Consider the following 24,950-nt stretch of genomic DNA (forward strand, 5'->3'; position numbering starts at 1 on the left):
ATACGGGGGTCCGGCTGTTCTGGGGATCGTCGAGGTTCCGGTCCCCGTGCCGACAACATCACAGGTGTTGGTGCGCGTGGCCGCCACCAGCGTCAATGCGATGGACACGGATACACGCAGCGGTTCGCTCAGGATTCTCGCTGGGCGCCGCTTTCCGCAGGGCAGCGGCATCGACGTATCCGGAACGGTGGAGGCGGTGGGAAGCGACGTCACCGGATTCCGGGTGGGTGACCGGGTCTGGGGGATCAAGGCTGGCTTCTTCCCTCGCACGACCGGAGCAGCAGCCGAATTCATGGCCATTGAGGCGTCCTTGCTCGCGATCATGCCACTCAACGTGAATGACGTGGATGCCGCCGCCTTGCCTGCCGTTGGCGTCACGGCGATCACCGCTGTACGAGACACAGCTCGAGTCAAGGCTGGTGATCGCGTGCTCGTCCGGGGCGGTGCCGGTGGGGTGGGCAGTGTGGTTGTGCAGTACGCGCACTCCCTCGGTGCGCACGTGACCGCTCTCGTCAGCGATCGAAACATTGACCTTGTTTTGTCGTTGGGTGCCGACGTGGCCCTGGATCGCAGGACGACACGAGTTGACGATCTCGGAGAATTCGATGTGATCGTGGACACCGTTGGATCCGACCTCTTGCGGTATCGGAGACACCTGTCGACGCATGGCCGCATGGTGACGATCGCATTCAGCTCGATCGGGAGCATGTCGGCCATCGTGCTGTCAGCCGTGTACGGACCGAAGCGGATTCGGACATTCTTCGGCCAACCCGCGCGAGGCGTGATTGCGGAGCTCACCACGATCGTCGAGGCCGGCGGGATTGTTCCGGTGATCGACGGAATTTACCCGCTCAACGACATCGCCGAGGCGCACAGAACGCTCGAGGCAGGCGGCGGGCGCGGAAAGACCGTGGTTCGAGTCCTGGCCTGACGGGCCTGTGCCTGACGGGCACGCGGGCCGGCCGAGCGGAACGGGCGGGACGGGCCGCGTAGGCTGGTCCTTGGCCACAGACTGGCCCCATCGCCCAGAGAGGATCTCGCGCGTGCCCGCAACAGACTTGCCCCGTGAGAGAAAAGTTCATCCAGTTGCGCGCGCTCGCGTGCTGCGCACGGAGCGGATCACCCCACACATGGTGCGCGTGGTGTTCGGCGGCGATAGCTTGGCCGACTTTCCGATGGCGGAGTCCGCACCCACTGACAGCTACGTGAAATTGATCTTCGCGCCCAGCGGGGCGCCCTATGCGGTGCCGTACGACGTCGAACAGGCCAAGCTCGATCACCCGACAGAATTCTGGCCAGTGCTCCGCACGTACACGGTGCGCCGCTGGGATGCGGCACTCGGCGAACTGTCGATCGACTTCGTGGTGCACGGCGATGAGGGTGTCGCCGGTCCGTGGGCGGCCGCGGCGCAACCCGGTGACGAACTGTATGTGCGCGGTCCTGGCGGGGCGTACTCACCCAGAGCGGATGCCGGATGGCACCTGTTCGTCGGCGATGACTCAGCGCTGCCCGCCATCGCGCGTGCGCTCGAGGCTCTGCCAGCCACGGCCACCGCCGTTGCCGTGATCGAGGTTGGCACCGCAGCCGATGAGTACCCCCTTGTCACCGCGGCGCAGCTCGAGGTGACTTGGGTGCACCGTGACGAACAGGGCATAACGGGCTCTGGCGCGGACGTCGAGTCGGACACGGACCCCGACGCCGCCATCGTCGCCGTCGTGCGCGACCTTCCGTTCCCCGAGGGCCAGGTGCACGCATTCGTGCACGGCGCCGCCGGGTTCGTGCGTGAGATCCGTCGGTTCCTGCGCGTGGACAAGGCCGTGCCGCGCGAGTTCCTGTCGATCTCCGGCTATTGGAAGCGGGGCTTGGCTGAAGACGGCTGGCGCTCGGCCAAACGCGAGTGGAGTGCGCCCGTCGACGCGGCAGAAGCGCAGCTCGATGCGACGCGCGATGAACGTCCGCCCCGCGTATGAACGTGATCGAGTGGCTCTTCGACGCCCAATTGCATATCGGCAATCAGGCGATCCTGTGGCGTGAGATTGTCGGAAACATGTTCGGGCTGGCGAGCGCGCTCGGCGGGATGCGGCGCAGAATCTGGGCCTGGCCCGTTGGCATCGTCGGAAACGCGCTGCTGTTCACGGTGTTCCTCGGTGCGGTGTTCGATACGCCGAACCCCATCAACCTCTACGGCCAGGCCGGTAGGCAGCTCATGTTCATCGCCGTGTCGATCTACGGCTGGTACCAGTGGTCGAGGAGTCGCAACTCACCGACGCACGTCGCAGTGGCTCCCCGGTGGGCAGGCAATCGCGTTCGGATTCTTCTCGGCCTCGGCATGGTCGGTGGCACCCTGCTGCTCACCCCGATCTTCACCGCGCTCGGTTCATTTGAGCCGGTATGGGCAGACGCCTGGATCTTCACGGGCTCACTGCTCGCCACATACGGCATGGCGAAGGGCTGGACCGAGTTCTGGCTCATCTGGGTGGCCGTCGATATCGTCGGCGTGCCGCTGCTCGTCAGCGCCGGATACTACGCATCTGCTCTGCTGTACGTCTTCTACGGTGTGTTCACGCTGATCGGATTCTTCGTCTGGATGCGGGTTCAGCGCCGCGCGAAGCTGGCAACTGCACTCAGCTGAGTCCGTCAAGACGAGGCCCGCCAGGTTACGCCCAGTTGCGCCGTGTGAACTGCCTGGCGTAACACGCTCGCCGGTGCACACGTGCGGCACATAGCGTGCAGTCATGAGCGATCAGATCATTCTCGGGGCAATGTTCAGGGCCGTCGGCGCGTACCCATCAGGCTGGCGCTATCCCGGCGCCCATAACAACCCGCTCGATGACACGGCAGTGTTGCGCAAGACCGCCAAGCTGGCCGAAGCGGCCAAGCTTGACTACATCTTCTTCGGCGATTGGCTGGCGACCGGCCACGACCTCGAGTTTCGCGACCCGTACCTGCTCGCGCGCATCGACCCGCTCTCGGCGATCACCTATCTGGCCGGCGTCACCAAGAAGATCGGCCTGATCGCCACGGCCAACACCACGTACACGGATGTCTACGCCCTGGCCAGGGCGACGGCATCCGTCGACAGGTTGAGCGGCGGACGAGCCGGACTGAACCTGGTGACGGGAGCAGAGCCTCGCGCTGCAGGAAACCATGGGCGGGATGCGCACTGGGGCAATGAGCATCGCTACGACCAGGCCGGAGAATTCGTCGATGCCCTGCGCCTGCTCTGGGACAGCTGGGAGGACGACGCGTTTGTACGCAACCGTGAGGACGGCGTGCTGATCGACCCCACCAAACTGCACAAAGCCCAGTATGGCGGTGAGCACGTGCGGGTCGCAGGAGCGCTCAACGTCGCCCGTCCCGTGCAGGGGCAGCTACCGATCGTCCATGCCGGCACTTCGCTGCGCTCGCGCCAGTTGGTGCGGGATGAGGCCGACCTGGCCCTTGTCGCCCTGCCGTCGCTCTCGGAAGCGGTCGCCTTCACCCGGCATCTCAAGCAGGAGGCTCTGAACATCGGGCGTGATCCCGAACAGATCAAGGTGATCACGCCTGTGCTGCCGATCGTGGCCAAGACTCAGGCGGAGGCCTGGGAGATCTTCGACACGCTGATCTCCCTGGTTCCTCTCGATGACGGCGGAGAGCTGTCGAAGGCCGATGACTTCCCGAAGGGACGCAGCATCAGGGCGCTCTCGCCTGTTGTCGGCGTTGCCCTCGGTCCGCGTGACCTCGATGACCCCGTTCCTGTGCGTGTCGCCGCACGGTTCAGTGATGTCGGCAAGCAGCTGCTTGAGACCATTGCCTCACGCACTGGCCGACGCATCGGCAGCGCGTCCAGACCCGTCACATACCGGCATCTGTTGGTGACCCACGTCATCCCGTCATCCGTCATCGTCGGCGATGCCCAGGCCATCGCCGACCACTTCGAACTGTGGTTCACCTCTGGCGCTGTCGACGGCTTCAACGTGCTCACTGCATTCATGAACGATCAGTTCGAGGCATTCACGACGCTGGTCGTACCCGAGCTGCAGCGGCGGGGACTATTCCGTACTGAGTACACCGGCCGCACCCTGCGGGACCACCTGGGGCTCGATCGCCCGCGCAATCTGCACACAATTGAACGGGAGCAGCGAGAGTCAGCCGAGAGCGTCAGGAGCGCATAACAACGCTGGGCCGGCGAAGGGCGCCGACGAATGCGCCGAGCAACCTCGGGCTTACTCGCACGGCCAGGATGCAGAATGGAACATGCCCAATCGACTTGCCACGGCCATCAGCCCGTACTTGCGTTCGCACGCCGACAACCCCGTCGACTGGTACGGCTGGGGCCCAGAGGCATTTGCAGAAGCGGCCAGGCGTGATGTCCCTGTACTGGTGTCGATCGGCTATTCGACCTGCCACTGGTGCCACGTGATGGCCAGGGAGTCCTTCAGCGATCCGGCCCTCGCCGAGTATCTCAATGACAATTTCGTGAGTATCAAGGTCGATCGCGAAGAGCATCCGGATGTCGACGCCAGCTATCTGGCCGCCGCCAGCGCTTTCACCGCCGAACTGGGCTGGCCCCTCAACGTGTTTGTGACGCCGACAGGGCAGGCATTCTTCGCCGGCACGTATTTTCCACCCAGGCCCATGCAGGGACATCCGGCATTCAGGCAGGTGCTTGACGCGGTGGTCGAGACGTGGGCCACTCAGCGTGAGGCCGTGCTGGCCAGCGCCGATCAGATCGCGACGGCGCTCGCCGAGGCTGCCGCCCAGCTCGGGGCATCGAGCGCCCCGCTGCCCACTGACGAAGAACTGCAGAACGCGGTCTCAGAGCTCGTCGCCTATGAAGACACGACGCATGGCGGCTTCGACGGCGCCCCCAAGTTTCCCGTCGCGCCTACACTCGGCTTCCTGCTGCAGCATCCGGGCAGCGGCCAGCAACTCGCACTCCGCACCCTGAAGCGGATGGGAGCTTCCCCCCTGCGCGACCCCGTCGAGGGCGGCTTCTTCCGCTACGCGGTGCGAGCCGACTGGAGCGAGCCGCACTATGAACGGATGCTCTACGACAACGCCCAGTTGCTCGACCTCTACACCCGAGCCTGGCAGCTCACCGGTGACCAGTGGGCGCGCATCGTTGCGACAGGGGTTGCGCGTTTCCTGACAGAGGTCATGCGGTTGCCCGGTGGCGGATTCGCCAGTGCGCAGGACTCCGAAAGCGCAGTGAACGGCCAGCGCACCGAGGGTGGCTATTACGCACTGGAAGCCGAGGATCGAGCCGAGCAGACACCACCTGCACGGGACGAGAAGGTGCTCACCGGCTGGAACGGGTTGGCGATCGGCGCCCTCGCGAACGCCGGGTTCGCATTCGCCGACGCTGCACTGATCGACGCAGCCAGTGCAGCAGCAGACTTCGTGCTTGAGCACCATCTCGGCTCTGACCAGCAGCTGGCCAGGGCATCGATCGACAACCGCCTCTCGTCGGCGCGTGCAACGCTCGAGGACTACGGGATGTTCGCCAACGGGCTCCTCGACCTCGCCATGGCGACAGGGCAGGTGCACTACGCGGATACCGCCAGGAGCCTCGTCGACAGCACGCTCGATGCCGACCTGCGTTTCAGGGTTCCGGGAGGGGCAGACCCGATCCTGGCCGCCCAGGGTCTCGCCGTGCAGATCGACCCGTCAGAGGGGGCATACCCGTCAGGGATCTCGGCGACGGCCGATGCAGCCAGACGATTGTTCGAGCTGACGGGAGAGCGCCGCTACCGGGAGGCTGCCGAGCGCGCGATGTCTGTGCTTGCGCCGTTTGCTCCCGAGCGACCCCTGGCATTTGGCGCTGCGCTGGCCGTGATGACACAGCTCACAGAGCCTGGGCGTCAGCTTGTCGTGGTGTCACCGGACGCTGGCTCAGCGGTGAGCGATCCACATGGTCTCGTCGCGAGCATCCGGATGTCTGTCGGCGTCACCGTGCGTGTCATCGTCACTGACGCGCAGGCTGCCCTGTGGGCGGATGCCGGTTTCGAACTCTGCGCGGGACGCACCTCGCTTCGAGGGCTGCCCACCGCCTATCTCTGCCACGACTTCGTCTGTCGACTTCCGGTCACCGATCCCGACGGACTGGCCCGCGGCTTGGCCACGGCTGTCGGTGACAGCACAATTGAATGATGAGCGACGTACAGATCAAACGAATCTACGATGAACCGGCAGACAGTGACGGATGCCGTGTGCTCGTCGATCGCCTCTGGCCGCGAGGCGTGAAGAAAGAAGACGCACACCTTGATGCCTGGGTGAAGGACGTGGCACCGAGCCCCGACCTGCGCACCTGGTGGAACCACGATCCGGAACGGATGCAGGAGTTCGCTACCCGGTATCGAGCCGAGCTCACCGAACGGCCGGAGAGCGTCGCTGCAGTCGCTGCCCTTGCCGGTCTGATCGCCCAGAACGACGACGCGGACAAGCCCACAACGCTGCTCTATGCAGCCCATGATCCGAAGGTGAATCACGCTCGGATCCTTGCTGATTTCCTGAATGAATAGCCTGCGAATACTCTCAATATTTTCGCTGTCGGAAATCCTGCGACTGCAGCATAGACTGAGCCAAGCGCCACTGGTGTTCTTCCGGCATTAAAGCCGGGCACCGGGATAGCCCACAGCGGCCAAGCGCCGACGTTCAGCAGCGAACGCATCCACTTCAAGCACATATTTCAGTGCTCCGAATTACGTGATTCCATTTCCAGGAGGACCATGGCACCCATCGATCGATCAGACGACAATTCGCTCCAGGGCGACGGCGACGGCTTCCGCAAGGTTGACTCTGCTGGCAGCGATACCGGGGCAATTCCCGTGCTTTCGCTCAGTCGGGAGCCCGAGCTGGTACTCGTTGCAACAGATGCGAGAACTCGCCGTTTTGATCGAGACGATGTGGTGGTGCGTAAGGGTGAAATAACCCTCGCGCGCGGACACTTCACTCCCCATGAGTCGATGGTCAGCGATCTGGTGGCCGTGTACGACGCGCTCACCCGCGCCGACATCGAGTTTTTGCTTGTTCGCGGCGACGGCGGTCGCCTGGCTATTGCCGTCGATCGATCGAAGCGCAAGAAGATCACCAGGGTTCTTGCCGAGGAGTTCGCCAACGAACCTTTCTACGTGCGGCCCGTCACTATCGAGGCAAACGGCGACACCCACGCGGATGAGTCTGGCTCTGCACTCCTCGCCGATGACGGCCTGATGACCTACCGATCGTCAAACGTCTTCCGTGTGTATCGGCCGCGGATCGAGCCCATCGGCCGTCTGCGCTACGGAGCAGAAACCGCGTTCCAGTTCGAGCTCTGGCGGTTCGAAGACGACGAGATCATCGCCCCTGTCGAGAACGCCGTGATGCGTACAACGCTTCCCCGCGCAGAAGCTCGTGAGATGACTGTCGAGCTGCACGGTCGCACGTGGCGCACATTCCAGAGCATGTTCGACGACCTCGCAAGCGACGTGAGCTTCGACATCGACCTCGTGTTCTCCTGGGTCGACGGTTCATCCAGCGATTTCCAGCGCGAGCGCGCCAAGCGGATGCAGGCATACGTGGTGGGGGAGGGCGACGATTCCGACGCCAGGTTCCGCCAGATCGACGAGCTCAAGTACGCACTGCGCAGCGTCTACCTGTTCGCCCCGTGGATCCGCCGTATCTTCATCGCGACAGACTCACCCGCGCCGGCATGGCTCGCTGACCACCCGAGGGTCACCATCATGCGTAGCGAAGAGTTTTTCGCAGACCCGAGCGTGCTGCCGACCCACAACTCGCACGCCGTCGAAAGCCAGCTGCACAACATCCCGGGGCTGGCAGAGCACTTCCTTTACTCGAACGACGACATGTTCTTCGGCCGCCCGATCGGACCAGACCTGTTCTTTTCGCCCGGCGGTGTCTCCAAGTTCATCGAGGCCTCAACGCGCATCGGCCTGGGGGAGAACGAACCATTCCGCAGCGGCTTCGAAAACGCGGCCCGCGTCAACAGGGCGCTGCTGCATGAGCGCTTCGGCAAGGTGACGACCAGGCACCTGGAGCACACTGCTGCCCCGTTGCGAAAGAGCGTGATGCGTGAACTCGAAGCGGAGTTCCCCGACGACTTCGCCCGCACTGCCGCCAGCCGGTTCCGTTCGTCGACCGACATCTCGGTGACGAACTCGCTGTACCACTACTACGCGCTGATGACCGGACGCGCGGTGACGCAGGCACAGGCTCGCTCGCTATACGTCGAGACAACGCTCAAACGTGCGCTCGGCCAGATGGACAAGCTGCGCAAGCGTCGCGACCAAGACATGTTCTGCCTGAACGATGGCAGCTTCCCCGAGATCTCAGACGAGGTCCGTCGCGAGGCCGTCACCGAATTCCTTGAGCGGTACTTCCCGTTCCCCGCGCCGTGGGAGAAGGATGAGCCGCAGTCTTTGGCTACCCAGCAGCCCGGTGGCGCGCTTCAGCCTGAAGCCGTGGAGCTGCTCAATTCAGAACGCGGATCGGCCGCGTCATCGGTGGCTCCCTAAACGCAGATATGGTTCCGGCCGGCATGATCCGGATGCCGGCCTCTGCCAGTCTGCGCGCGCTTTCTTCTGCGTCGATGTAGTCGAGGGCGGCGTAACTGCCGAGCGGAACGACCGAGTGCAGCACTGTGTCTGGATAGACGTGCACGAGATTGAACGCGCGGGCGCCATCGCGACCGCGTGTTCCGCCGACAGGCACTGTCAGATCCTGGGTGTAACAGGTGGCGGATGCCACTGACACCGGGATGCCGGCAAAGGTCGCCGTCGAGGAGTAGTGCAGGTGTCCGGCCAGAATGCTGCGCACATCCGTTCCCCGGAGCACGCTCGCGAGCGGTCCCTGGTCGCGCAGTTCGACCGATACCGCAAGATCAAGCACGCTGGGGATTGGCGGGTGGTGCATCACCAGGATGCTGCCGTCAGGTGCAGGCACGGCCAGGATGTTGTCGAGCCAGTCGAGCTGGGCCTGTGTCACCTCGCCGTGGTGGGCTCCCGGCACTGTGGAATCAAGCGTGATAATCCGCAGTCCGTTGAGTTCGGTCACGCTGTCGATCGGACTGGTAGTCGGCTTCTCGTCGAGCAGGGCCGTACGGAAAGTTGCACGGTCATCGTGGTTTCCCATCACCCAGATCACGCGCGCACCGAGGCGTTCGGCAACGGGTTCCACGATTTCCCTGAGCCTGTCGTATGCGCCGGGCTCGCCGCGATCGGCGAGGTCGCCGGTGAAGACGATGGCCTCAGGTCTACAGCCGGATGTCTCTAGCTCGGCGAACAGTTCGACCAGGTGTCTGGTGCTGTCAACCGAGTTGTACAGCTGATTGCCTGCGGCAAGGAGGTGCGTGTCACTCACATGGATAAGGAAATGGTCCGGCCTGGGGTATTCGGCCGTTCGCATGCTCACAGAGCTTCCATTCGTTCACAAGTGCGAACTCGTCGCGCGCGCACTTACGGTACTGCCGATATTCGATCACGCGTTCTTGAACGATTGGTGTACGCCACGCGTATTGGAACTGTACGCCCGACATTCATGTGCGGGTAAAAAGCTACCTTCGGTGACGTGAAACAGCGCACTATGTGCGACACACAGTGCGCTGTTGTGGTTACTCAACCGCTCTGAGTTGCTCAACCGTTCTTAGTCAGCAACGTCTTTGTGGCTCTCCTTGACAGAGAGGGTGTCTTCGCCGATGTTGGTTTCGACCTTCACCTTGCGTGGGCGAGCCCGTTCGCTGACGGGGAGCGTAATGCTGAGCACGCCGTTTGCGTAAGTGGCGCTGATCTTCTCGATGTCGATTCCTTCGCCGAGATTGAGTTGGCGCAGGAACGAGCCGGCCTGGCGTTCACGGGTGATCCACTTGACGCCCTCGTGGTTGGCAAGCGTGCGTTCAGCGCGGATGGTGAGCAGCTGGCCGTCAACGTCGATGTCGACAGAGCCAGGATCGATGCCGGGCATGTCGGCGCTCAGGACGTAGACGTCACCGTCGCGGTAGAGATCCATCGGCATCCGACGCGGTCCGAGTCGGTTGTCAAACAGGGCACCTGCGAAACGGTCGAGGTCGCGAAGTGGGTCAAAGTTCGATGCCATTTTCTACTCCCTTGCTTCGGGCCGTGGCCCGACTCGTGATCAAAGTTTTCAAAGTTGAGTCGACTTGACTCAACTATGTCCAATTTAACACCCGTGATTGTTGCCCGCCAATGGAGCTGACGAATTCTCAGTCGGCTCTCAGCGACGCCGCCAATCCGGAGTCTGATGGCGCGTTGTACGGTGACTCGCATCGGCCTAGCCGGAATCGGGCGCACTGCCTAGGCTGTGCGACATGGCTCGCTACGTGCGTTTTGACGAATTCGGTGGCATCGACGTGCTGCACATCGTGCATGAGGATCCGCCGTTACCCGCGGCAGGGGAGATCCGGGTGCAGGTCCACTCAGTGGGCCTCAATCCGGTCGACTGGAAGATCCTGCACGGAGGTCCGACTGCTGCGGCCTATCACGCTGTACCGCCATGCGGAAACGGCAATGACTTCGCGGGTGTTGTCGACGAGATCGGGAGCGGCGTGGTCGACTTCGACCTCGGCGACGAGGTGCTCGGCGGAAGGCGGATGTTCGCTCAGGCCGACTTCGTGATCATCGATGCGGACAAGGTGATTCGCAAGCCCGCCGGCCTGGGTATGGACGAAGCGGGATCGCTCGACATCGTGGGACGCACGGCGTGGGCAACAGTGCACTCGCTTGACCTCACTCGGAAGGACACCGTCCTCGTGAGCGCTGCGGCCGGCGGAGTCGGGGTGCTTGCAGCGCAACTGGCCAAGCGCACCGGGGCGACGGTGATCGGCACGGCGAGCGAAGCCAACCATGAATTCTTGCGCGAACTCGGCATCATCCCGGTCGCGTACGGCGAGGGTCTGGTTGATCGGGTGCGCGCTGTGGCGCCGCACCTCACCGCCGCACTCGACAACAACGGGCCCGCAACGATCGATGCTGCCCTGAAGCTCGGCGTGCCGGGCAATCGCATCAACACCATCGCGGCCAGGGGCCACCGCACCGATGCCGGAATCCAGGGAGTCGGCGGTGCCCAAGCAGCCCTGCCAGAGCTCGAGAAAATCGCCGAGTTGATCGCGTCAGGCGACCTCGTCTTCCCTATCGACAGCGTCTACCCCCTCGAACGCGTGCGCGATGCATACGAGCACCTCATGACGGGGCATGTGCGCGGCAAGGTTGTGCTCAGCCTGGTGTGAGGCCCGCGTCGCCCGTATGGAAAGTTCCTCTATCGTGGTGTGCGAAGGTTGTTAGGTGCGCCAGAATCCGACGAACAGCCCCGGCAGGTATCTACTTGCCGGCGCCTGCATCGTTGCCGCGTTCACGATGTTGTACCTCTATTTCGTGCGCACCGAAAGCGGGCAGCTGATCGATCAGCTGGCATATAACGGCGCGGATTTTGGTTGGCGCAGCGTCACCCCGTTCACGAGAAGACTGCTTGACACCCTGCCGGCGATCTCGGGAGTCATCGGCTTCGTATTGACTGTGGTCATCGTCCTGGTGCGCAAGAACTGGACCACATTCGTCGTCGCCCTGACCGCTGCCGCGGCCGCAGCTGCCTCGACGCAGATCCTGAAATATGCGATCCTGACGCGTCCGGACCTGGGGGTTGAGGGCTTCGCTGACAACTCATTCCCCTCGGGGCATACGACGGTGGCCGCGGCATCCGCTCTGGCGGTCTTTCTGGTTTCCAGCGCCAGGACACGGCCCATCGTCGCCGGTTTGGGCGGTGCATACACGGTCATTGCCGGGGCATCGACTCTCGCCAACCAGTGGCACAGGCCGAGCGATGTCATTGCGGCATTGCTGGTGGTCGCCTTCTGGGGTTGCGTCGCCGGATTCCTGCTTGCTGTGCTCGTTCCCGGACGGGCCGAAGTGCGCACCACCTCCAGGTCGCGATTGCTGCTGTGGTTGCTCGGCCCGTTCATCGTGGTGGCAGCGATCGCATTCGTGCTCACCCTGATCAATTCGACGAAGGACGACCCCGATACGGTGATTGCCTACATCGGTGGTGTCGCCGCGATCATCGCCGTTGGCTTCACTCTTGCAGTGATGGCAGTGCGCACCTTCGCGCGACTGCCCTGACTGAATGTGAGCGCGATCAGCACTATCATCCGGAGAACTCGCGTGTAACACTGGCCATATGGTCGTCACGCTCAGGGGGCTGCAGACTGCGGTACCTCCCACAATTCTTGTGCAGGATCAAGTGCGCGACGTTTTCGCCGCGCAACATGGTCTCAGTCGATTGGCCCAGCGGCTGGTCACCACGTCGTTCAATATGTCGGGGATAGAAACGCGCCGCACGGTCATCGAGGAGCTCACGCTCGATCCTGGTTCAGGACACTCGACCGCGGAGCCGCAGTTCTTCGATTCGGAGACGCAACAGCTGCTGTCACCGAGCACAGGGTTGCGAAACGAGCTCTACATTGTCGAGGCGACGAAGCTCTTCGTCGAGGCAGGGCGGCTGGCACTCGCAGCATGCCCAGACGTCGAGGCGGCCGACATCACCCATGTGGTGACGGTGTCGTGCACGGGGTTCTACGCTCCTGGTCCCGACTACATGCTGGTGCGCGAGCTGGGTTTGAACCCGGCGACACAGCGCTACCACCTGGGATTCATGGGCTGCTACGCCTCGATGCCAGCGCTCCGCACGGCCAAGCAGTTTGTTGACGCGAACCCTGATGCTGTCGTACTCGTGGTCAGCGCCGAGCTCTGCTCACTGCACCTGCGTTCATCGAGTGACCCAGACACGATAGTTGCATCGTCGCTGTTCGGAGACGGTGCCGCAGCGGGAATCGTGAGTGCGCGGCATCCGGTTCCCGGCGAGAAGGCGTTCACGCTCGACCACTTCGAGACGGTGATCACGCCGGTCGGTGAGGGAGCGATGGCCTGGAAGATCGGCGATGCCGGCTTTGAGATGGTGCTGAGCTCGTATGTGCCGCACATCATTGACGAGCACATCGAGGGGGCTCTCGCTCCGCTGCTGGCCAAAGACGAGCAACTGAGCGTCTTTGCTGAGGGGATGCGGGCTGAAACTGTTGTGGCTGCTGACGCTGCGCTGCAGCCGGACGGAGCGCGTCAGGTAGCGACGCTCGAGCAGCCGCTCGACAGGGCGATCGCGCACTGGGCGATCCACCCGGGCGGACGCAGCATCCTCGACAAGACCGAGGCCAAACTGGCGCTGCGCGAGGAGCAGCTGGTGCCCTCGCGCGAGGTGTTGCGTACCTACGGAAACATGTCGAGTGCCACGGTGCTCTTCGTGATGAAAGCCATCCTGGACAGCGACAGGGCCGAGGACGGCGATCGCACCTGCGCCATGGCCTTCGGGCCTGGCCTCACTGTCGAGAGCGCTTTGCTCAGCGTCATCCGCGGATAAAGCGTGCGGGTAATCCCATCGCTCGCGCTTCGTGCCGACGATATCAATGAGGTGATGGACTCACCGGACTGCGATGCTGGGCGCCTGCGCAACACCTATCTGTACTTTCGCTACGTCAATGCGGTGCTGTCGGGATGGCGCCTGACGTATCTGCGAGACATCAGACCGACACTGTCGCCCGACCGCCTGAGCACCCTGCTTGATATCGGAACCGGAGGTGGAGACGTCGCTCGGTCGCTCAGCCGGTGGGCCAAGCGCGACAGGTTGAGGCTGAGTATCACCGCCATCGACCCGGATGCCAGGGCGCACGAATTCACCGCCAGCCAGCCGACCATGCCCGATCTCACCTTTCGCACCGAGCTGAGTTCTGACCTGGTGGCCAGGGGCGAACGCTTCGACTTCGTGATCTCGAACCACGTGCTTCATCACCTGACCGCCGTCGAGCTCGGTGCGTTGATGGTGGATTCGGAACGACTCTGTTTGCAGCAGGTGCTGCACTCCGACATCGAGCGCAGCCGCTGGGGATACGTCGGCTTCGGGCTCGGCACCTGGCCACTGTTTCGTGATTCGTTCATTCGGGAGGACGGCCTGACGTCGATTCGACGCAGCTACACGGCGACGGAACTACGGGCGGGGCTGCAGGACCTGAAGGATGCCGGCCTCGCGTCTGGCTGGGACGTGACCCGCGAACTACCGTCGCGGCTGGTGTTGCGGTGGCGGCATCCGTCACTCCGGCCGTCACGGGGGCAGCCGGATGCGTGATGTCGTCATCGTGGGCGGTGGCCCGGTTGGGATGCTGCTGGCGTGCGTGCTGGCGCAGCGCGGCCTCGACATCGAAGTGCTTGAACAGCGTGTGGAACCGGCGCGATTGTCGCGGGCCATCGGCATCCATCCGCCCTCGCTGGTGGCGCTCGGGCACGCGGGTGTCGCCGACGCAGTGCTGGCAGGAGCAGCTCGGATTCGGGACGGCGAGGTGTGGAGCGACGGGTCACGCCTCGGCAGCCTGACATTCGATCGGCTGCGGACGGAGCATCGGTTCGTGGCGTCGCTGCCGCAACATGTGACAGAGGAGCTGCTTGCGGCGCGGCTTCACTCGCTGGCTCCCGGCGCCCTTCGCCGTGGCGTGCGGGTGACGTCGGTGCGTGATCTGCCCGATCGGGTCGTTGTCGGGGTGGAGCAGGGGGAAGGCGCAGGCGAGATCGATGCCAGGTTCGTGTTGGCTGCCGATGGTGCGCGCAGTACGGTGCGTGCCGCGGCTGGCATCCCCTGGCGGGAGTACGGGCATCCTGAGACCTATCTGATGGCCGATTTTCCAGCGGATGCAGCGCTCGAGTCGATCGCCGTGCTCTACTTTGAGCGGTCGGGAGTCGTTGAATCGCTGCCGCTTCCGGGTGGCCAGCGGCGGTGGGTGGCGCTGACCGCTGGTTTGCAGACCGGGGCGTCCGGTGCCGATCTGGCCGACATCATCCGCTCGCGAACTGGCGTGCAGCTGCCGGCGACGACTGACACGCCGAGTGCGTTCACGGCCAGGCAGCGGTTGGCGGGGCGATTTGTGTCTGGCCGCACGGTGCTGGTGGGAGACGCGGCGCATGAGATCAGTCCGATCGGTGGGCAGGGTATGAACCTCGGCTGGCTTGATGTGCTTGAACTCGCTCCGGCGCTGGAACAGGCGGTGCGCGGATCGGTAGCTGGAGCGACAGCTGCAGCGGACACGCTCGCCGGCCTCCGTCGCTACGACCAACATCGCCGATCGAAGGCCAGGATGGCGATGCGTCAGGCCGGCTTCAACATGGCGATGGGTCGCCCCATCGACGGCGTGCCGCTGCGTGCGCGCAACAGTGTGGTGCGGGTGCTTGCGCTTCCGCCAGCCAATGGCGTGGTGGCGCGCGCGTTCACGATGCGTTGGTTGTAGGTGCCGGCGGGCGCACGAATTCGAGTTCGGTGCAGCGGAAGAGCATTGGTGCAGAAGAATAGACAGGTGACTGTTCCACTGATCGACCTTCTGCGTGCCGACCTCGCCTCCGCCAACTACTCAGTGACTGCGCTCACCGGCTTGTGGGGTGTCGAAGCGGATGCCGCTCTTCATCGCAACCAGCGGGTGCCTGCCCTGCGGGCGCTCAAGGCGCTGCGGCAGAAACTCGGGCGTCCGGAGCGCTCGGCAACACTGGCGCAATTGTTCGTGCTCGGTCTCCCCGTCACCCGCGCCGACCTGGATGCGGCGTTGCCCACGCTCGGCACGACCGGCGCCCTGGAGTTGGGGCTGGTTGAACCCGACACCGCGCCCGACCTGCTTCGCCCCCTGCTTGACCTGCGACCGTACAGCTTCATCGATGCCCAGGGTGCAGGCAGCTGGTGGATCGCGTCCGACCTCGGTGAGCTCGCACTCGGCCATGCCCTCGGCGAGAATCACGTGCTCGGCGTCGGAGGGGCGTCCCTCACGCTTGCGGGCCTCGTGCTGCCGAACCCCGTGAGTTCGGCTCTCGACCTCGGTACCGGATGTGGCATCCAGGCCATGCACGCCGCCAGGCATGCCGACCGGGTCGTCGCCACAGACATCTCAGAACGCGCCCTCGAACTGGCGGCCCTGAACGCCCGGTTGAACGGCATCACCAACATCGAATTTCGGCTCGGCAGCCTCTTCGAACCTGTCGCGGGGGAGCGCTTCGACCACATCATCTCGAACCCGCCGTTCGTCATCACCCCGCGCACCGAGGGTGTGCCGAGTTACGAATACCGCGATGGTGGACTAGTCGGCGACGCGATTGTCGAGGCCGTCGTCACCGGAGCCGCGGCTCACCTCACGCCAGGCGGTGTCGCCCAGCTGCTCGGAAACTGGGAGTACCGCACCAATGTCGATGCATTCGACCGGATGACTGCGTGGCTCGACCGACCGGAATCGGGCAACCTCGACGCGTGGATCATCGAACGCGAGGTCGAACTCCCCACCGAGTATGCCGAGACGTGGATTCGCGATGGCGGAACCCGACCAGACACCCCAGACTTCGATCGGCTCTACGGCGCCTGGCTCGACGACTTCGCTGCCCGCAACGTGGCCAAGGTCGGCTTCGGCTACATGCTGCTGCGCGCACCGGTTGAGGGACCAGCGGCATCCGCTGCGCCGTTCCGCCGCCTGGAACGTCTGCTCGGTTCACTCGGTCAGAACTCCTCTGGCCTCGGAACCTACCTGGCCGAGTGTCTGGCTGCCCACGACTGGCAGGCGGCAACCAATGACGACGCGTTGTCCCGCGCGCACCTGATCGTTGCGCCCGATGTCACCGAGGAACGTCACTACTGGCCGGGCAACGACGACCCCACGCTGATGACCCTGCACCAGGGTGCCGGATTCGGACGCACGGTACCGCTCGACACCGCCCTTGCCGCCTTGATCGGTGCCTGCGACGGCGACCTCAGTGTCGCCGCAATCATCGGCGCGCTTTCCCAGCTGCTTGAGGTCGACGAAGATGCCCTGACAGCAGATTTGCTGCCGCGCCTGCGCGAGCTGCTGGACGACGGATTCCTGCGAGCCCCGTCGGAGTAGTGCTTAGGGCTTAGGGCTTAGGGCTTAGGGCTTAGGGCTTAGGGCTCAGGTTCAAACGGCTTGGTGTTGCATAACTCCTGCAGAATGCCGAGAGCGCTCGGGTCGATGGCCGGAATCATGCGGAAGTCTCGGCCCCGACGCAGCAAATTGCAGGAGTTATGCACTGAGTACTGCCCCAAACGACGCGACTCGGCTGCCGACCAAGCTTGACTTGCATGTGAGAACAGCCGACAGCGACAGCGACAGCGGCAGCTCAGCTCAGGCTCAGCTCTCAGTAACGGATATCGAAACCCGAGTGCCCGGTCGGCTCCAGCTCGGTGACGGTCAGCGACGACACCTCGGCACCCCACGGACCGGCCTTCAGCCACTCGAGCATGGAGGCGACAGCTGCTTCGGAGCCCTCGATGTCGACTTCAACCGAGTCGTCGGCCTGGTTGCGGACATAACCGGTGACGTCACGCCTGATCGCCTGCTCGCGCGCCGAGTACCGGAAGCCGACGCCCTGAACCTGGCCATGGACGATCACGTGTCGTCTGATCACGCATCTATCCTGCTCCGCCGTCGGCTATGCGGCCACTGCAAATATGCCTGACTGCAAAAATTCTCGCAGGCGTGCGGTGTGCGGTGCCAGATCGAAGCCGCGCTCCGCGACCCAGGAATCGGAGTAGTACGAGTCGAGGTAGCGCTCGCCACCGTCGCAGATCAGCGTAACGACGCTGCCGGTCTCACCGGCCGCGAGCATGCGGGCGATCAGCTGGAAAGCGCCATACAGGTTCGTGCCTGTTGAGCCACCGGCATTGATTCCTGTCACGTCGGCCAGAAAGCGCATGGCGGCGATCGACCCTGCATCGGGCACAGCGAGCACCTCGTCGATGACCGCCGGAATGAACGACGGCTCAACTCGGGGCCGACCGATTCCCTCGATGCGCGACGCACACCCGATGACGTGCCGACAGTTCTCTGCCCAGGCCCTCGCGAATGCTGAGCCTTCCGGGTCGACGACAGCAACCTTGGTCGCGGTCTTCGTATAGTGGGTGTACCGGCCGATCGTCGCGCTCGTTCCGCCTGTGCCTGCCCCGACGACGATCCAGCGAGGTTCGGGATGCGCCTCTGATGCCAACTGGTCGAAGATCGCCGAGGCGATGTTGTTGCAGCGCCAGTCGGTGACGACCGAGGCGTTAGTGAACTGATCGAGGTAGAACCAGCCGGCTTGTGCGCCCAGACGTTCAGCTGCAGCGTAGACCGCGTTCGGGTCGGCGATGAGCAGGCACGTGCCGCCGTACTGCTCGATGAGCGCGAGCTTCGACGGGCTTGTCGTCGCCGGCACGACAGCGACGAAGTCGAGGCCGAGCAGCCGGGCGAAGTACGCCTCAGAGACCGCCGTCGAGCCACTTGACGCCTCGACCAGTGTCGTGTTCGCGTCGAGATCTCCGTTGACCAGGGCGAACATCAGCAGCGAATGGGCCAGACGATGCTTCAACGACCCGGTCGGATGCACCGACTCATCCTTCAAATAGAGGTCGATGCCCCACTCGGCCGGCAGCGGAAAACGTCGAAGCGGGGTCTCTGCTCGCTCAGCATGACGACCGACTTCAGCATCGAGCTTCTTGATCGCCTCGGTGATCCACATATGGGTATCGGTAGGCATGATTCAACGATGCCAAACCAGGGATATTACAACAATGGCCAACATGTTTCGGATGCCATAAGCAGGGCTTATGGGGGTTGGGTCGAGGGTCAGTCGACGGTGACGAGATCAAGCCCACCTGCGGCAGCGCTGAGCGCATCGATCGTCTGACGGACGCCCGGTACCCGCAGCAGTGACTGCGAAGACACCACCCTGACAGTTCGAACGGGCGCGGGGGAGAGCCTGCGCAGTACGAGATCGGAGTCGGGGCGCGCTGCAGCGAGCATGATGTCTGTCACCATTGCGACCCCGAGGCCCGCAGCGACAAGCCGTTGAAGCGCCACATAGTCATCGGTTTCGAAGGCGATATCGGGGCTGAACCCGGCCACCTCGCACGAGTTGACGAGGTTGCCTCGGCAGGAGGGGCAGCCCGCGATCCAGTGGTCGTCCGCCAGGTCGTTCAGGGTGACCCGGGCTTTCGCGCTGGCCGGATGCGAGCGCGGCAGGGCAACATACACGTTTTCCTCGAGCAGCTCTGTGCTCACTTCGTCGGTGAATGCCAGCGGCGCGGGTTCGTCGTTGGAGCTGCCTGACGCGTAGTGGTACACGACGGCCAGGTCGCACTCGCCGTTGCGCAATATGTCGAGTGACTCCTCTGGCAAGGCCTCGACAAGCGTGAACGAGAGTCCAGGATGCGCCTGCGAGACAGCGGCGAATGCGCCGGGCAGCAGCGTCGCGGCAGCGCTGGCGAACGAGGTGACCCGCACCTGGCCGGCCCGAAGCCCGGCGACGGCGTCGACTTCGGCGCGGGCGAGCGACACCGACGAGAGCACCGATGCACCGTGTCGCAGGAGAACCTCGCCTGCACTGGTGAGGTGCACGCCCGTTGTCGTTCGAGTGAGCAGCGGAGTGTTGAGCTCGGCCTCAAGCTTCTGCAGCTGCTGGGTGACAGCAGGTTGTGAGTAACCAAGCTGGCGTGCGGCACCAGAAAGACTGCCAGCGGATGCCAGTGCCTGCACGAGTCGCAGGTGCTTGATTTCGATCATCTAGAGCATGCGCTTGGAAGTTTGCTTGTACCGCAGCAGATGTGCTCGCACCGAAAAGGCTCCACCAATTAGGAGCGAGACCCCGGCGATCGGCAGCACCACGGCGATCATGGTGTTGCCCGTGAGGGCATTGACGATGAGCAACAGCACTGCAACGGTGCTGAAGGCGAATCCGGCGATTGCGCAGGTGTTGAATGACCAGTGCTTCACGGAGTGTGGCATCCCATCGGTTGGTGTCTGGATCAGGTATCTGAATCAGGTGTCTGGATCAGGTATCTGAATCGACTGTGCGAACGTACATCTCTCACGGTATCAGCAGCGCATGGCAGCTGGCCCGGCATAGATTTGACGTGAAGCTGGCTGACCCTGCCGGTCATTCACCGAAGGACACTGCCATGAGCACAAGCGAAACGCGGGCCGCCACCGTCGCCCGCCACGAAATCTTCCAGACAAGCGTGATGAGCGCGCTGCTTGACGGTGTGTACGACGACGAACTGACAGTTGCAGAACTGCTGACCCACGGCAATTTTGGCATCGGTACCTTCAATGCCCTCGATGGCGAGATGGTCATCCTCGACGGCGAATGCTTCCAGCTTCGCAGCGATGGAACGGTGAGCATGCCGTCACCCGAGGCCCGCACGCCCTATGCCGTCATCACGGAGTTCGTGCCTGGCATCCGTCGCGAGCTACCGGACGGCAGCCTGCGCAGTGATGCCTCGACGTTCATCGACCACATGACAGTCTCAGAGAACTACATGTATGCGCTGCGGATCACCGGTGATTTTGAGTGGGTGCGTACCCGCACAGTGGTCAAGCAGAGCAAGCCGTATCGCCCCATGGTGGAGGCGACGGATGACGACGCCGTCGTTCGCTTCGATGACGTGCGGGGCACCGTCGTCGGCTTTCGGACGCCGTTGTATGAGACGGGAATCTCGGTGCCTGGATGCCACGCTCATTTCATCGACGATTCCCGCAGTCAGGGCGGGCACGTGCTCGACTTCAAACTGCGCAGCGGGGTGGCCGAGCTGTGCCTAGCGACCGACCTGCACCTGCGCCTGCCGATGACTCCCGCGTTCCGGGAGGCGAACCTGGCGCCGGATGACCTCGACGCTCAGCTACAGAAGACGGAGATGCACCGCTAGAGCGGATGCTGTCGGCTGTCGGCTGTCGGCTGTCGGCTGTCGGCTGGTCGGCTGGTCGGCTGGTCGGGCCGGGCAGCGGGGTCAGCGCGCCCGCTGTGGCGCTTCGCTACCGCTACAGCGGGCGCGACGAGCCAGAACGGGCGCGGCCGACGCCACTTCGTGCGCTTCGAAGGACTAGCGCGACGCCCAGACTCCGAGTTCGTTGCCGCTCGGGTCAGCGAAATGCAAGCGTCTGCCTCCGGGGAACGCATATGGACAAGCGTCGACGAGATCGTCGCAGAGGTCGGCCGATACGCGGCAGAGCACCCTGACGACGAGTGGATCATCGGTGCGTCCTACAACGGCAGCCTCGCCCCAGACGGCCTGTTCGACGCTCGCTGGCTGGCCGAGTCGGCTGTAGACTTGTACCCGGATTTCCGCCTCTCAAGTGGCAGAGACAACCCCACGAGGCGTAGCCTGAACTATTGTTTCTGCGCGCCCCGTTTGGGGTTCGCCAGCTCCCGGACACAGTCGCTAGATTCGATGAAGCCCCGTGTGAGCTTATCGACCAGTTCCGCCGGAGACGCGTGAACGAAAAATCAGACCCAGGGAGAGTGACGTGACGCAAGCTCTCTCCATGCGCCAACGCTGCCCTGGGCAGTCGGTCATCGAAGAGTTATTGCGGCTGCAGGCAGATTCTCCTGCTCGCTCAGCGCTGTCCCGGATGTTCGGACGGTCGCCGTTGACGGCCGCGGCCAGGTCCTGGTACCAGGGCGCCAAGGGCGAGATCGCGGTCGGCAGTCTGCTGACGAACCTGCCCCCGGAGTGGACGGTGCTGCATGCGCTGCCCGTCGGCACCCGCGGGTCAGACATCGACCACATCGTCGTCGGCCCTGGCGGTGTCTTCACGATCAACACGAAACACCACAAAGACAAAAAGGTCTGGGTGGCGAAAGACACCCTGCTCGTCGACGGAGCGAAGAAGGACTACGTGCGCGACGCCGAGTTCGAGGCACGTCGCGTCGGCAAACTGATCGAGAAGCGGATGCCCCTTCCCGCGCCGGTACAGCCCATCCTGACGTTCGTCTCGCCCGCGCAGCTGATGATCCGCGAGAAGCCGGTGCAGGTGAAGGTTCTCGAGGCCTGGCAGCTCAATCGCTGGCTGACCAACCTCTCACACGTCTTCACCGAACCAGAGCAGGACGAGATCACCTCAATCCTCGAGGATCCGAACACGTGGGCCGTCGTGGCCAGCGGGACTGTGGCATCCGCATCGGCCCCAGCTTCAGTCGACGTGCTCACGAGTCAGTCGGCGCACGGAGATGCCCGCGTCACGCCGACACCGGCCGACAGGGTCTGGACCGGTGACTCTGCACTGATTCCTGAAGACCCCGATGAATCCGAAGCGGCCGGCTCAGAAATATCTGTCGGATTGATGGCCGAGTTCGAACGACTCGACGCCGAGGTGCGCTCTGCGCGTACGCGTCGCGCGGGCTGGAACGTCGCCGGCTATGCGCTGCTGGTAATCGCGCCGGTTTCGGCCCTGTGGATACTGGGCGACATGCTGACGGGTGCCGGCGGGCTCTAGTCGCTCGTCAGGCACTCGTCCCGGAGCGCCGAGAGTCGCCGTTTTCGCCGAGAATCGCTGTTGCAACGGCGACTCTCGGTCGTATGGGCGACACTCGGGGTAGCGGATGCGAGGACTGCGGATGCGAGGACTGCGGATGCGAAAACTGCGGATGCGAGGACTGCGGATGCGAGGGCTCCGGATGCGAGGACTGCGGATGCCGAATTACAGGCCGGATGCCGCCAGCGCCTCGGTGATCTGCTCCTGCACCTCCGTGCTGCTGATCGTCGCTGTGCCGTCGCCCGGTTGCACTCCGTAGTCGCCGAAGCTTGCGTGGTTGGCGCCGTCGATCTCGACAAATGTGGTGTCGTTCGGCAGCAGGTGGGCAGCCGCGTCAATCTTCTCTGGCGTGCTCAGCCCGTCGTTGCTGCCGCCGATGCTGATGACCTCGAGGTCGGTGTCGGACAGATCATTCGCGCAGTAGCTGCCGAAGAGCACCAGCCCGCTCACCTCGGGAGAGTCAGCGAGCTGGCAGGCGCGCACCCCGCCGAGTGAGTGTCCGCCGACGAACCAAGTGGAGACATCCGGAGCCTGATCGGTGAACGTCGTCAGCGGGCGGGTGTCGAAGAACGCGAGGTTGAGCGTTGGCTTGGTGATGACGACTGTCGCTCCGGTCTGCTCGACGATGCCCGACAGCTTGTACATGTAGGCGTACGGGTCGACCTTGGCTCCCGGAATGAAGACGAGCCCGGTGCCTGACGCATCGTCGGTAGGGGAGAGGATGACGGAGTCGTCGGTGGAGGTGACCTGGATCGCGGGATTGCGCCACACCTCGAGCGCTGCGGAGCGCGTGCCCTGCATCACGATGTTCGCCCAGACCAGCACTCCGACGACGAGGAGTAGGAGCACGGCGAGCACCGCGCAGACGATGGTTACTGTACGGCGGCGGATGCGAGCGGCAGAAGTAGTCACGATGTCATACTCTCATTTCACGCCCGTGCCTGTGGTATCTGACAGCTCGAAAGTCGCCTGTTCGACGGCCTCCGCGACGTCTGGGTCAGCAAGAGGCAGGAAATGCCCGGCGATCGGCAGCCGAACGTTGCGCGCTCCGACCAGGGCGCTCGTGTTCGGAATGTGCGGGTCGAAGTCGGCGTAGATCGACACGATGCGCTCATTGACGTATTGCTGGGCGAGCAGCGCCAGCACGACCTCGTTGTGGGGCGAGAAGTCGCGGAGGATCCGAGACGGCATGAACCGCGCGTAGCTCGACCCGGAGAACGGTGTTGAGACGGCCACCATGCCGACGATGTTCAGCGGGGCACGCGCAGGGGCACGGGCAGGGCCAGGCGCAGACGCAGACGCAGACGCAGGCGCAGACGCAGACGCAGGCGCAGGGATGTCATCTGGATGGGGCTGGTCTGCCGCCTGCGCCAACATCAGCTGTTTGCCGATCAGGCCGCCCTTGCTGTGCGCCAGCAGGATGAACCTGTCTAGTGCGTGCACCGCCTGTAACCGGCGCAGCGCGTCCTCGACGACCTCCGCCGACTGGCGGATCGGCATCCGGTTGAATGCGAGGTCGGGCACCGAGAACACCCGAAATCCGAGGGAGCTCAGGCGCTGCGCGACCGGTTCAAGAAAGTACCAGTTTTCGAAGACGCCCGGCAGCAGCACGATCGCGGGGCGGGCCGCGTCGCCCTGCATGAAGTGAGCGGGAACGTCCCGGTGCAGCAGTGAGCGCGCTTGCTGCGACCCGGCGTAGGCATAGTCACGTCCTCGCCACCCGAGCTGCTGCAGCAGATTCATGCGAGCGGCAGATGTTTCACAATGAGGTCGGCGGCACAGACGCCGTCTTTGACCATGGTTTCGTGGCCTCTGCCCTCGATTTCGGCCAGACGGGCATTGGGCACGAGCGCCGTGACCTCGGTCGCCCAGTCGTGCGGACTCACCGGGTCGCGCAGCCCGCGAATCACCAGGGTGTGTGCCTGGATGTGCGGCAGCGTCGCCTCGATCTCGTGCGCCATCATGCTGCGCAGTTTCTTGGCGAACCAGCGCGGCCCCGCCTTGAGATAGTTCTGGATGCCGAGGGCGAGCACGCGCGGGTCGTCGTTGTAGAGGTCCTGCACCATCCGCCACGCTTGCAGCCCGATGCTTCGCTCGTGCCGGTTGACGGTCGGCGCGATGAGTACAAGTTCATCGAACAGATCGGGGCGCGCTCTGGCGGCTTCGGCCACGACCTGCGTTCCCATGGAATGACCAACCAGCACCGGATGCTCGAGTGCCAGGGCCTCGGCAAATTCCGCGAGCACCCGACCCAGCTCGGCCATGCTCAGGTCGTTGTCTGGTTCGGGTTCGGGGGAGTCGCCGAAGCCGGGCAGGTCGATCGCGACCACGCGGCCGGATGGCTCAAGCGCCTCGCGCAGTTCGGCGAAGTACGACGTGCCCATGCCGATGCCGTGTACGAGCAGGAAAGTAGGGGATGCGGCGCTGGAGTTTGTGACGGCGGAGTCGGAGTCCGTGTATGCGATGTCGTACTCGCCCACTCGCATCCGTCGAATCGCCATCAGACCATCATCGTGCATGCCGGGCGCGGGCGGATGTCGGCGGGTGTTCGCGGCCAGCGACATCCGTTTTCAGTAAGTCCGCATGTTTC

General features: G+C 64.0%; 24 protein-coding genes. 15 read left to right on the forward strand and 9 right to left on the reverse strand.

Features of this window, described 5'->3' with window-relative positions:
• Positions 1 to 46: 46 nt before the first annotated feature.
• The 7 genes from ACMT3I_RS01590 (at position 47) to ACMT3I_RS01620 (ending at position 8,498) form a co-directional block, all read left to right on the forward strand.
• Positions 47 to 931 (forward strand): NAD(P)-dependent alcohol dehydrogenase, encoded by an 885-nt coding sequence (locus ACMT3I_RS01590; RefSeq protein ID WP_414802687.1) that lies wholly within the window; start codon positions 47 to 49, stop codon positions 929 to 931.
• Between the two features lie 112 nt (positions 932 to 1,043).
• On the forward strand, positions 1,044 to 1,970 hold the full coding sequence (locus tag ACMT3I_RS01595; protein WP_414802688.1) for a siderophore-interacting protein: 927 nt from the start codon (positions 1,044 to 1,046) through the stop codon (positions 1,968 to 1,970).
• A complete protein-coding gene (pnuC, locus tag ACMT3I_RS01600; protein ID WP_414802689.1) occupies positions 1,967 to 2,632 on the forward strand; it encodes a nicotinamide riboside transporter PnuC in 666 nt (221 codons plus the stop codon). The genes ACMT3I_RS01595 and pnuC overlap by 4 nt, the downstream gene beginning before the upstream one ends.
• Positions 2,633 to 2,735: 103 nt before the next feature.
• A complete protein-coding gene (locus ACMT3I_RS01605) occupies positions 2,736 to 4,157 on the forward strand; it encodes an NtaA/DmoA family FMN-dependent monooxygenase (RefSeq protein WP_414802690.1) in 1,422 nt (473 codons plus the stop codon).
• A gap of 82 nt (positions 4,158 to 4,239) precedes the next feature.
• Positions 4,240 to 6,135, forward strand: a complete 1,896-nt coding sequence (locus ACMT3I_RS01610; protein ID WP_414802691.1) for a thioredoxin domain-containing protein — start codon at positions 4,240 to 4,242, stop codon at positions 6,133 to 6,135.
• Entirely contained in the window at positions 6,135 to 6,506 is a 372-nt protein-coding gene (locus tag ACMT3I_RS01615; RefSeq protein WP_414802692.1) for a DUF488 domain-containing protein, read from the forward strand. Before ACMT3I_RS01610 ends, ACMT3I_RS01615 begins: the two co-directional genes overlap by 1 nt.
• 207 nt (positions 6,507 to 6,713) lie before the next feature.
• Complete coding sequence (locus tag ACMT3I_RS01620; protein WP_414802693.1) at positions 6,714 to 8,498, forward strand: stealth family protein; 1,785 nt, start codon at positions 6,714 to 6,716, stop codon at positions 8,496 to 8,498.
• On the opposite strand, the gene ACMT3I_RS01625 is transcribed toward ACMT3I_RS01620, so the two are convergent.
• On the reverse strand, positions 8,455 to 9,387 hold the full coding sequence (locus ACMT3I_RS01625; RefSeq protein WP_414803509.1) for a phosphodiesterase: 933 nt from the start codon (positions 9,385 to 9,387) through the stop codon (positions 8,455 to 8,457). The two genes, ACMT3I_RS01620 and ACMT3I_RS01625, sit on opposite strands and share 44 nt — an antisense overlap.
• A 237-nt stretch (positions 9,388 to 9,624) precedes the next feature.
• Complete coding sequence (locus ACMT3I_RS01630) at positions 9,625 to 10,074, reverse strand: Hsp20/alpha crystallin family protein (protein ID WP_414802694.1); 450 nt, start codon at positions 10,072 to 10,074, stop codon at positions 9,625 to 9,627.
• 232 nt (positions 10,075 to 10,306) lie between these two features.
• Between ACMT3I_RS01630 and ACMT3I_RS01635 the strand changes: the two genes are divergently transcribed.
• From ACMT3I_RS01635 to ACMT3I_RS01660, 6 genes are all read left to right on the forward strand, one after another.
• Complete coding sequence (locus ACMT3I_RS01635) at positions 10,307 to 11,224, forward strand: NADP-dependent oxidoreductase (RefSeq protein ID WP_414802695.1); 918 nt, start codon at positions 10,307 to 10,309, stop codon at positions 11,222 to 11,224.
• A gap of 55 nt (positions 11,225 to 11,279) precedes the next feature.
• Positions 11,280 to 12,110 carry a phosphatase PAP2 family protein gene (locus ACMT3I_RS01640; RefSeq protein WP_414802696.1) on the forward strand — a complete coding sequence of 277 codons (831 nt, stop codon included), beginning with the start codon at positions 11,280 to 11,282 and terminating at the stop codon, positions 12,108 to 12,110.
• A gap of 58 nt (positions 12,111 to 12,168) precedes the next feature.
• A complete protein-coding gene (locus ACMT3I_RS01645; protein ID WP_414802697.1) occupies positions 12,169 to 13,401 on the forward strand; it encodes a type III polyketide synthase in 1,233 nt (410 codons plus the stop codon).
• A 3-nt stretch (positions 13,402 to 13,404) separates the two neighbouring features.
• Positions 13,405 to 14,163, forward strand: a complete 759-nt coding sequence (locus ACMT3I_RS01650; protein ID WP_414802698.1) for a methyltransferase domain-containing protein — start codon at positions 13,405 to 13,407, stop codon at positions 14,161 to 14,163.
• Positions 14,156 to 15,313: an FAD-dependent oxidoreductase gene (locus ACMT3I_RS01655; protein WP_414802699.1), complete on the forward strand. Its 1,158-nt coding sequence runs from the start codon at positions 14,156 to 14,158 to the stop codon at positions 15,311 to 15,313. The genes ACMT3I_RS01650 and ACMT3I_RS01655 overlap by 8 nt, the downstream gene beginning before the upstream one ends.
• A 66-nt stretch (positions 15,314 to 15,379) precedes the next feature.
• Positions 15,380 to 16,939 (forward strand): class I SAM-dependent methyltransferase, encoded by a 1,560-nt coding sequence (locus ACMT3I_RS01660; RefSeq protein ID WP_414802700.1) that lies wholly within the window; start codon positions 15,380 to 15,382, stop codon positions 16,937 to 16,939.
• Between the two features lie 271 nt (positions 16,940 to 17,210).
• Here ACMT3I_RS01660 and ACMT3I_RS01665 read toward each other — a convergent pair whose 3' ends face one another.
• The 4 genes from ACMT3I_RS01665 to ACMT3I_RS01680 form a co-directional block, all read right to left on the reverse strand.
• Positions 17,211 to 17,480 carry an acylphosphatase gene (locus ACMT3I_RS01665; RefSeq protein ID WP_414802701.1) on the reverse strand — a complete coding sequence of 90 codons (270 nt, stop codon included), beginning with the start codon at positions 17,478 to 17,480 and terminating at the stop codon, positions 17,211 to 17,213.
• Between the two features lie 24 nt (positions 17,481 to 17,504).
• The gene (locus ACMT3I_RS01670; RefSeq protein ID WP_414802702.1) at positions 17,505 to 18,587 is read right to left on the reverse strand and encodes a PLP-dependent cysteine synthase family protein; all 1,083 of its coding nucleotides are present in this window, start codon (positions 18,585 to 18,587) and stop codon (positions 17,505 to 17,507) included.
• Between the two features lie 89 nt (positions 18,588 to 18,676).
• Complete coding sequence (locus tag ACMT3I_RS01675; protein ID WP_414802703.1) at positions 18,677 to 19,612, reverse strand: LysR family transcriptional regulator; 936 nt, start codon at positions 19,610 to 19,612, stop codon at positions 18,677 to 18,679.
• Complete coding sequence (locus ACMT3I_RS01680) at positions 19,613 to 19,822, reverse strand: hypothetical protein (protein WP_414802704.1); 210 nt, start codon at positions 19,820 to 19,822, stop codon at positions 19,613 to 19,615.
• Positions 19,823 to 20,007: 185 nt separating this feature from the next.
• Here ACMT3I_RS01680 and budA point away from each other — a divergent pair, with 185 nt between their 5' ends.
• Both budA and ACMT3I_RS01690 read left to right on the forward strand, forming a co-directional pair.
• Entirely contained in the window at positions 20,008 to 20,754 is a 747-nt protein-coding gene (gene budA, locus ACMT3I_RS01685; RefSeq protein ID WP_414802705.1) for an acetolactate decarboxylase, read from the forward strand.
• Positions 20,755 to 21,352: 598 nt separating this feature from the next.
• Complete coding sequence (locus tag ACMT3I_RS01690; protein WP_414802706.1) at positions 21,353 to 22,321, forward strand: NERD domain-containing protein; 969 nt, start codon at positions 21,353 to 21,355, stop codon at positions 22,319 to 22,321.
• Positions 22,322 to 22,525: 204 nt separating this feature from the next.
• Here ACMT3I_RS01690 and ACMT3I_RS01695 read toward each other — a convergent pair whose 3' ends face one another.
• From ACMT3I_RS01695 to ACMT3I_RS01705, 3 genes are read right to left on the reverse strand one after another with little or no spacing between them, the layout of a single operon-like run.
• The gene (locus ACMT3I_RS01695; protein ID WP_414802707.1) at positions 22,526 to 23,272 is read right to left on the reverse strand and encodes an alpha/beta hydrolase; all 747 of its coding nucleotides are present in this window, start codon (positions 23,270 to 23,272) and stop codon (positions 22,526 to 22,528) included.
• 12 nt (positions 23,273 to 23,284) lie between these two features.
• Complete coding sequence (locus ACMT3I_RS01700; RefSeq protein ID WP_414802708.1) at positions 23,285 to 24,103, reverse strand: esterase/lipase family protein; 819 nt, start codon at positions 24,101 to 24,103, stop codon at positions 23,285 to 23,287.
• Positions 24,100 to 24,924, reverse strand: a complete 825-nt coding sequence (locus ACMT3I_RS01705) for an alpha/beta fold hydrolase (protein WP_414802709.1) — start codon at positions 24,922 to 24,924, stop codon at positions 24,100 to 24,102. The genes ACMT3I_RS01700 and ACMT3I_RS01705 overlap by 4 nt, the downstream gene beginning before the upstream one ends.
• Positions 24,925 to 24,950 lie beyond the last annotated feature (26 nt).

Source organism: Leifsonia sp. A12D58 (assembly GCF_047530025.1).
Taxonomy (GTDB): domain Bacteria; phylum Actinomycetota; class Actinomycetes; order Actinomycetales; family Microbacteriaceae; genus Cryobacterium.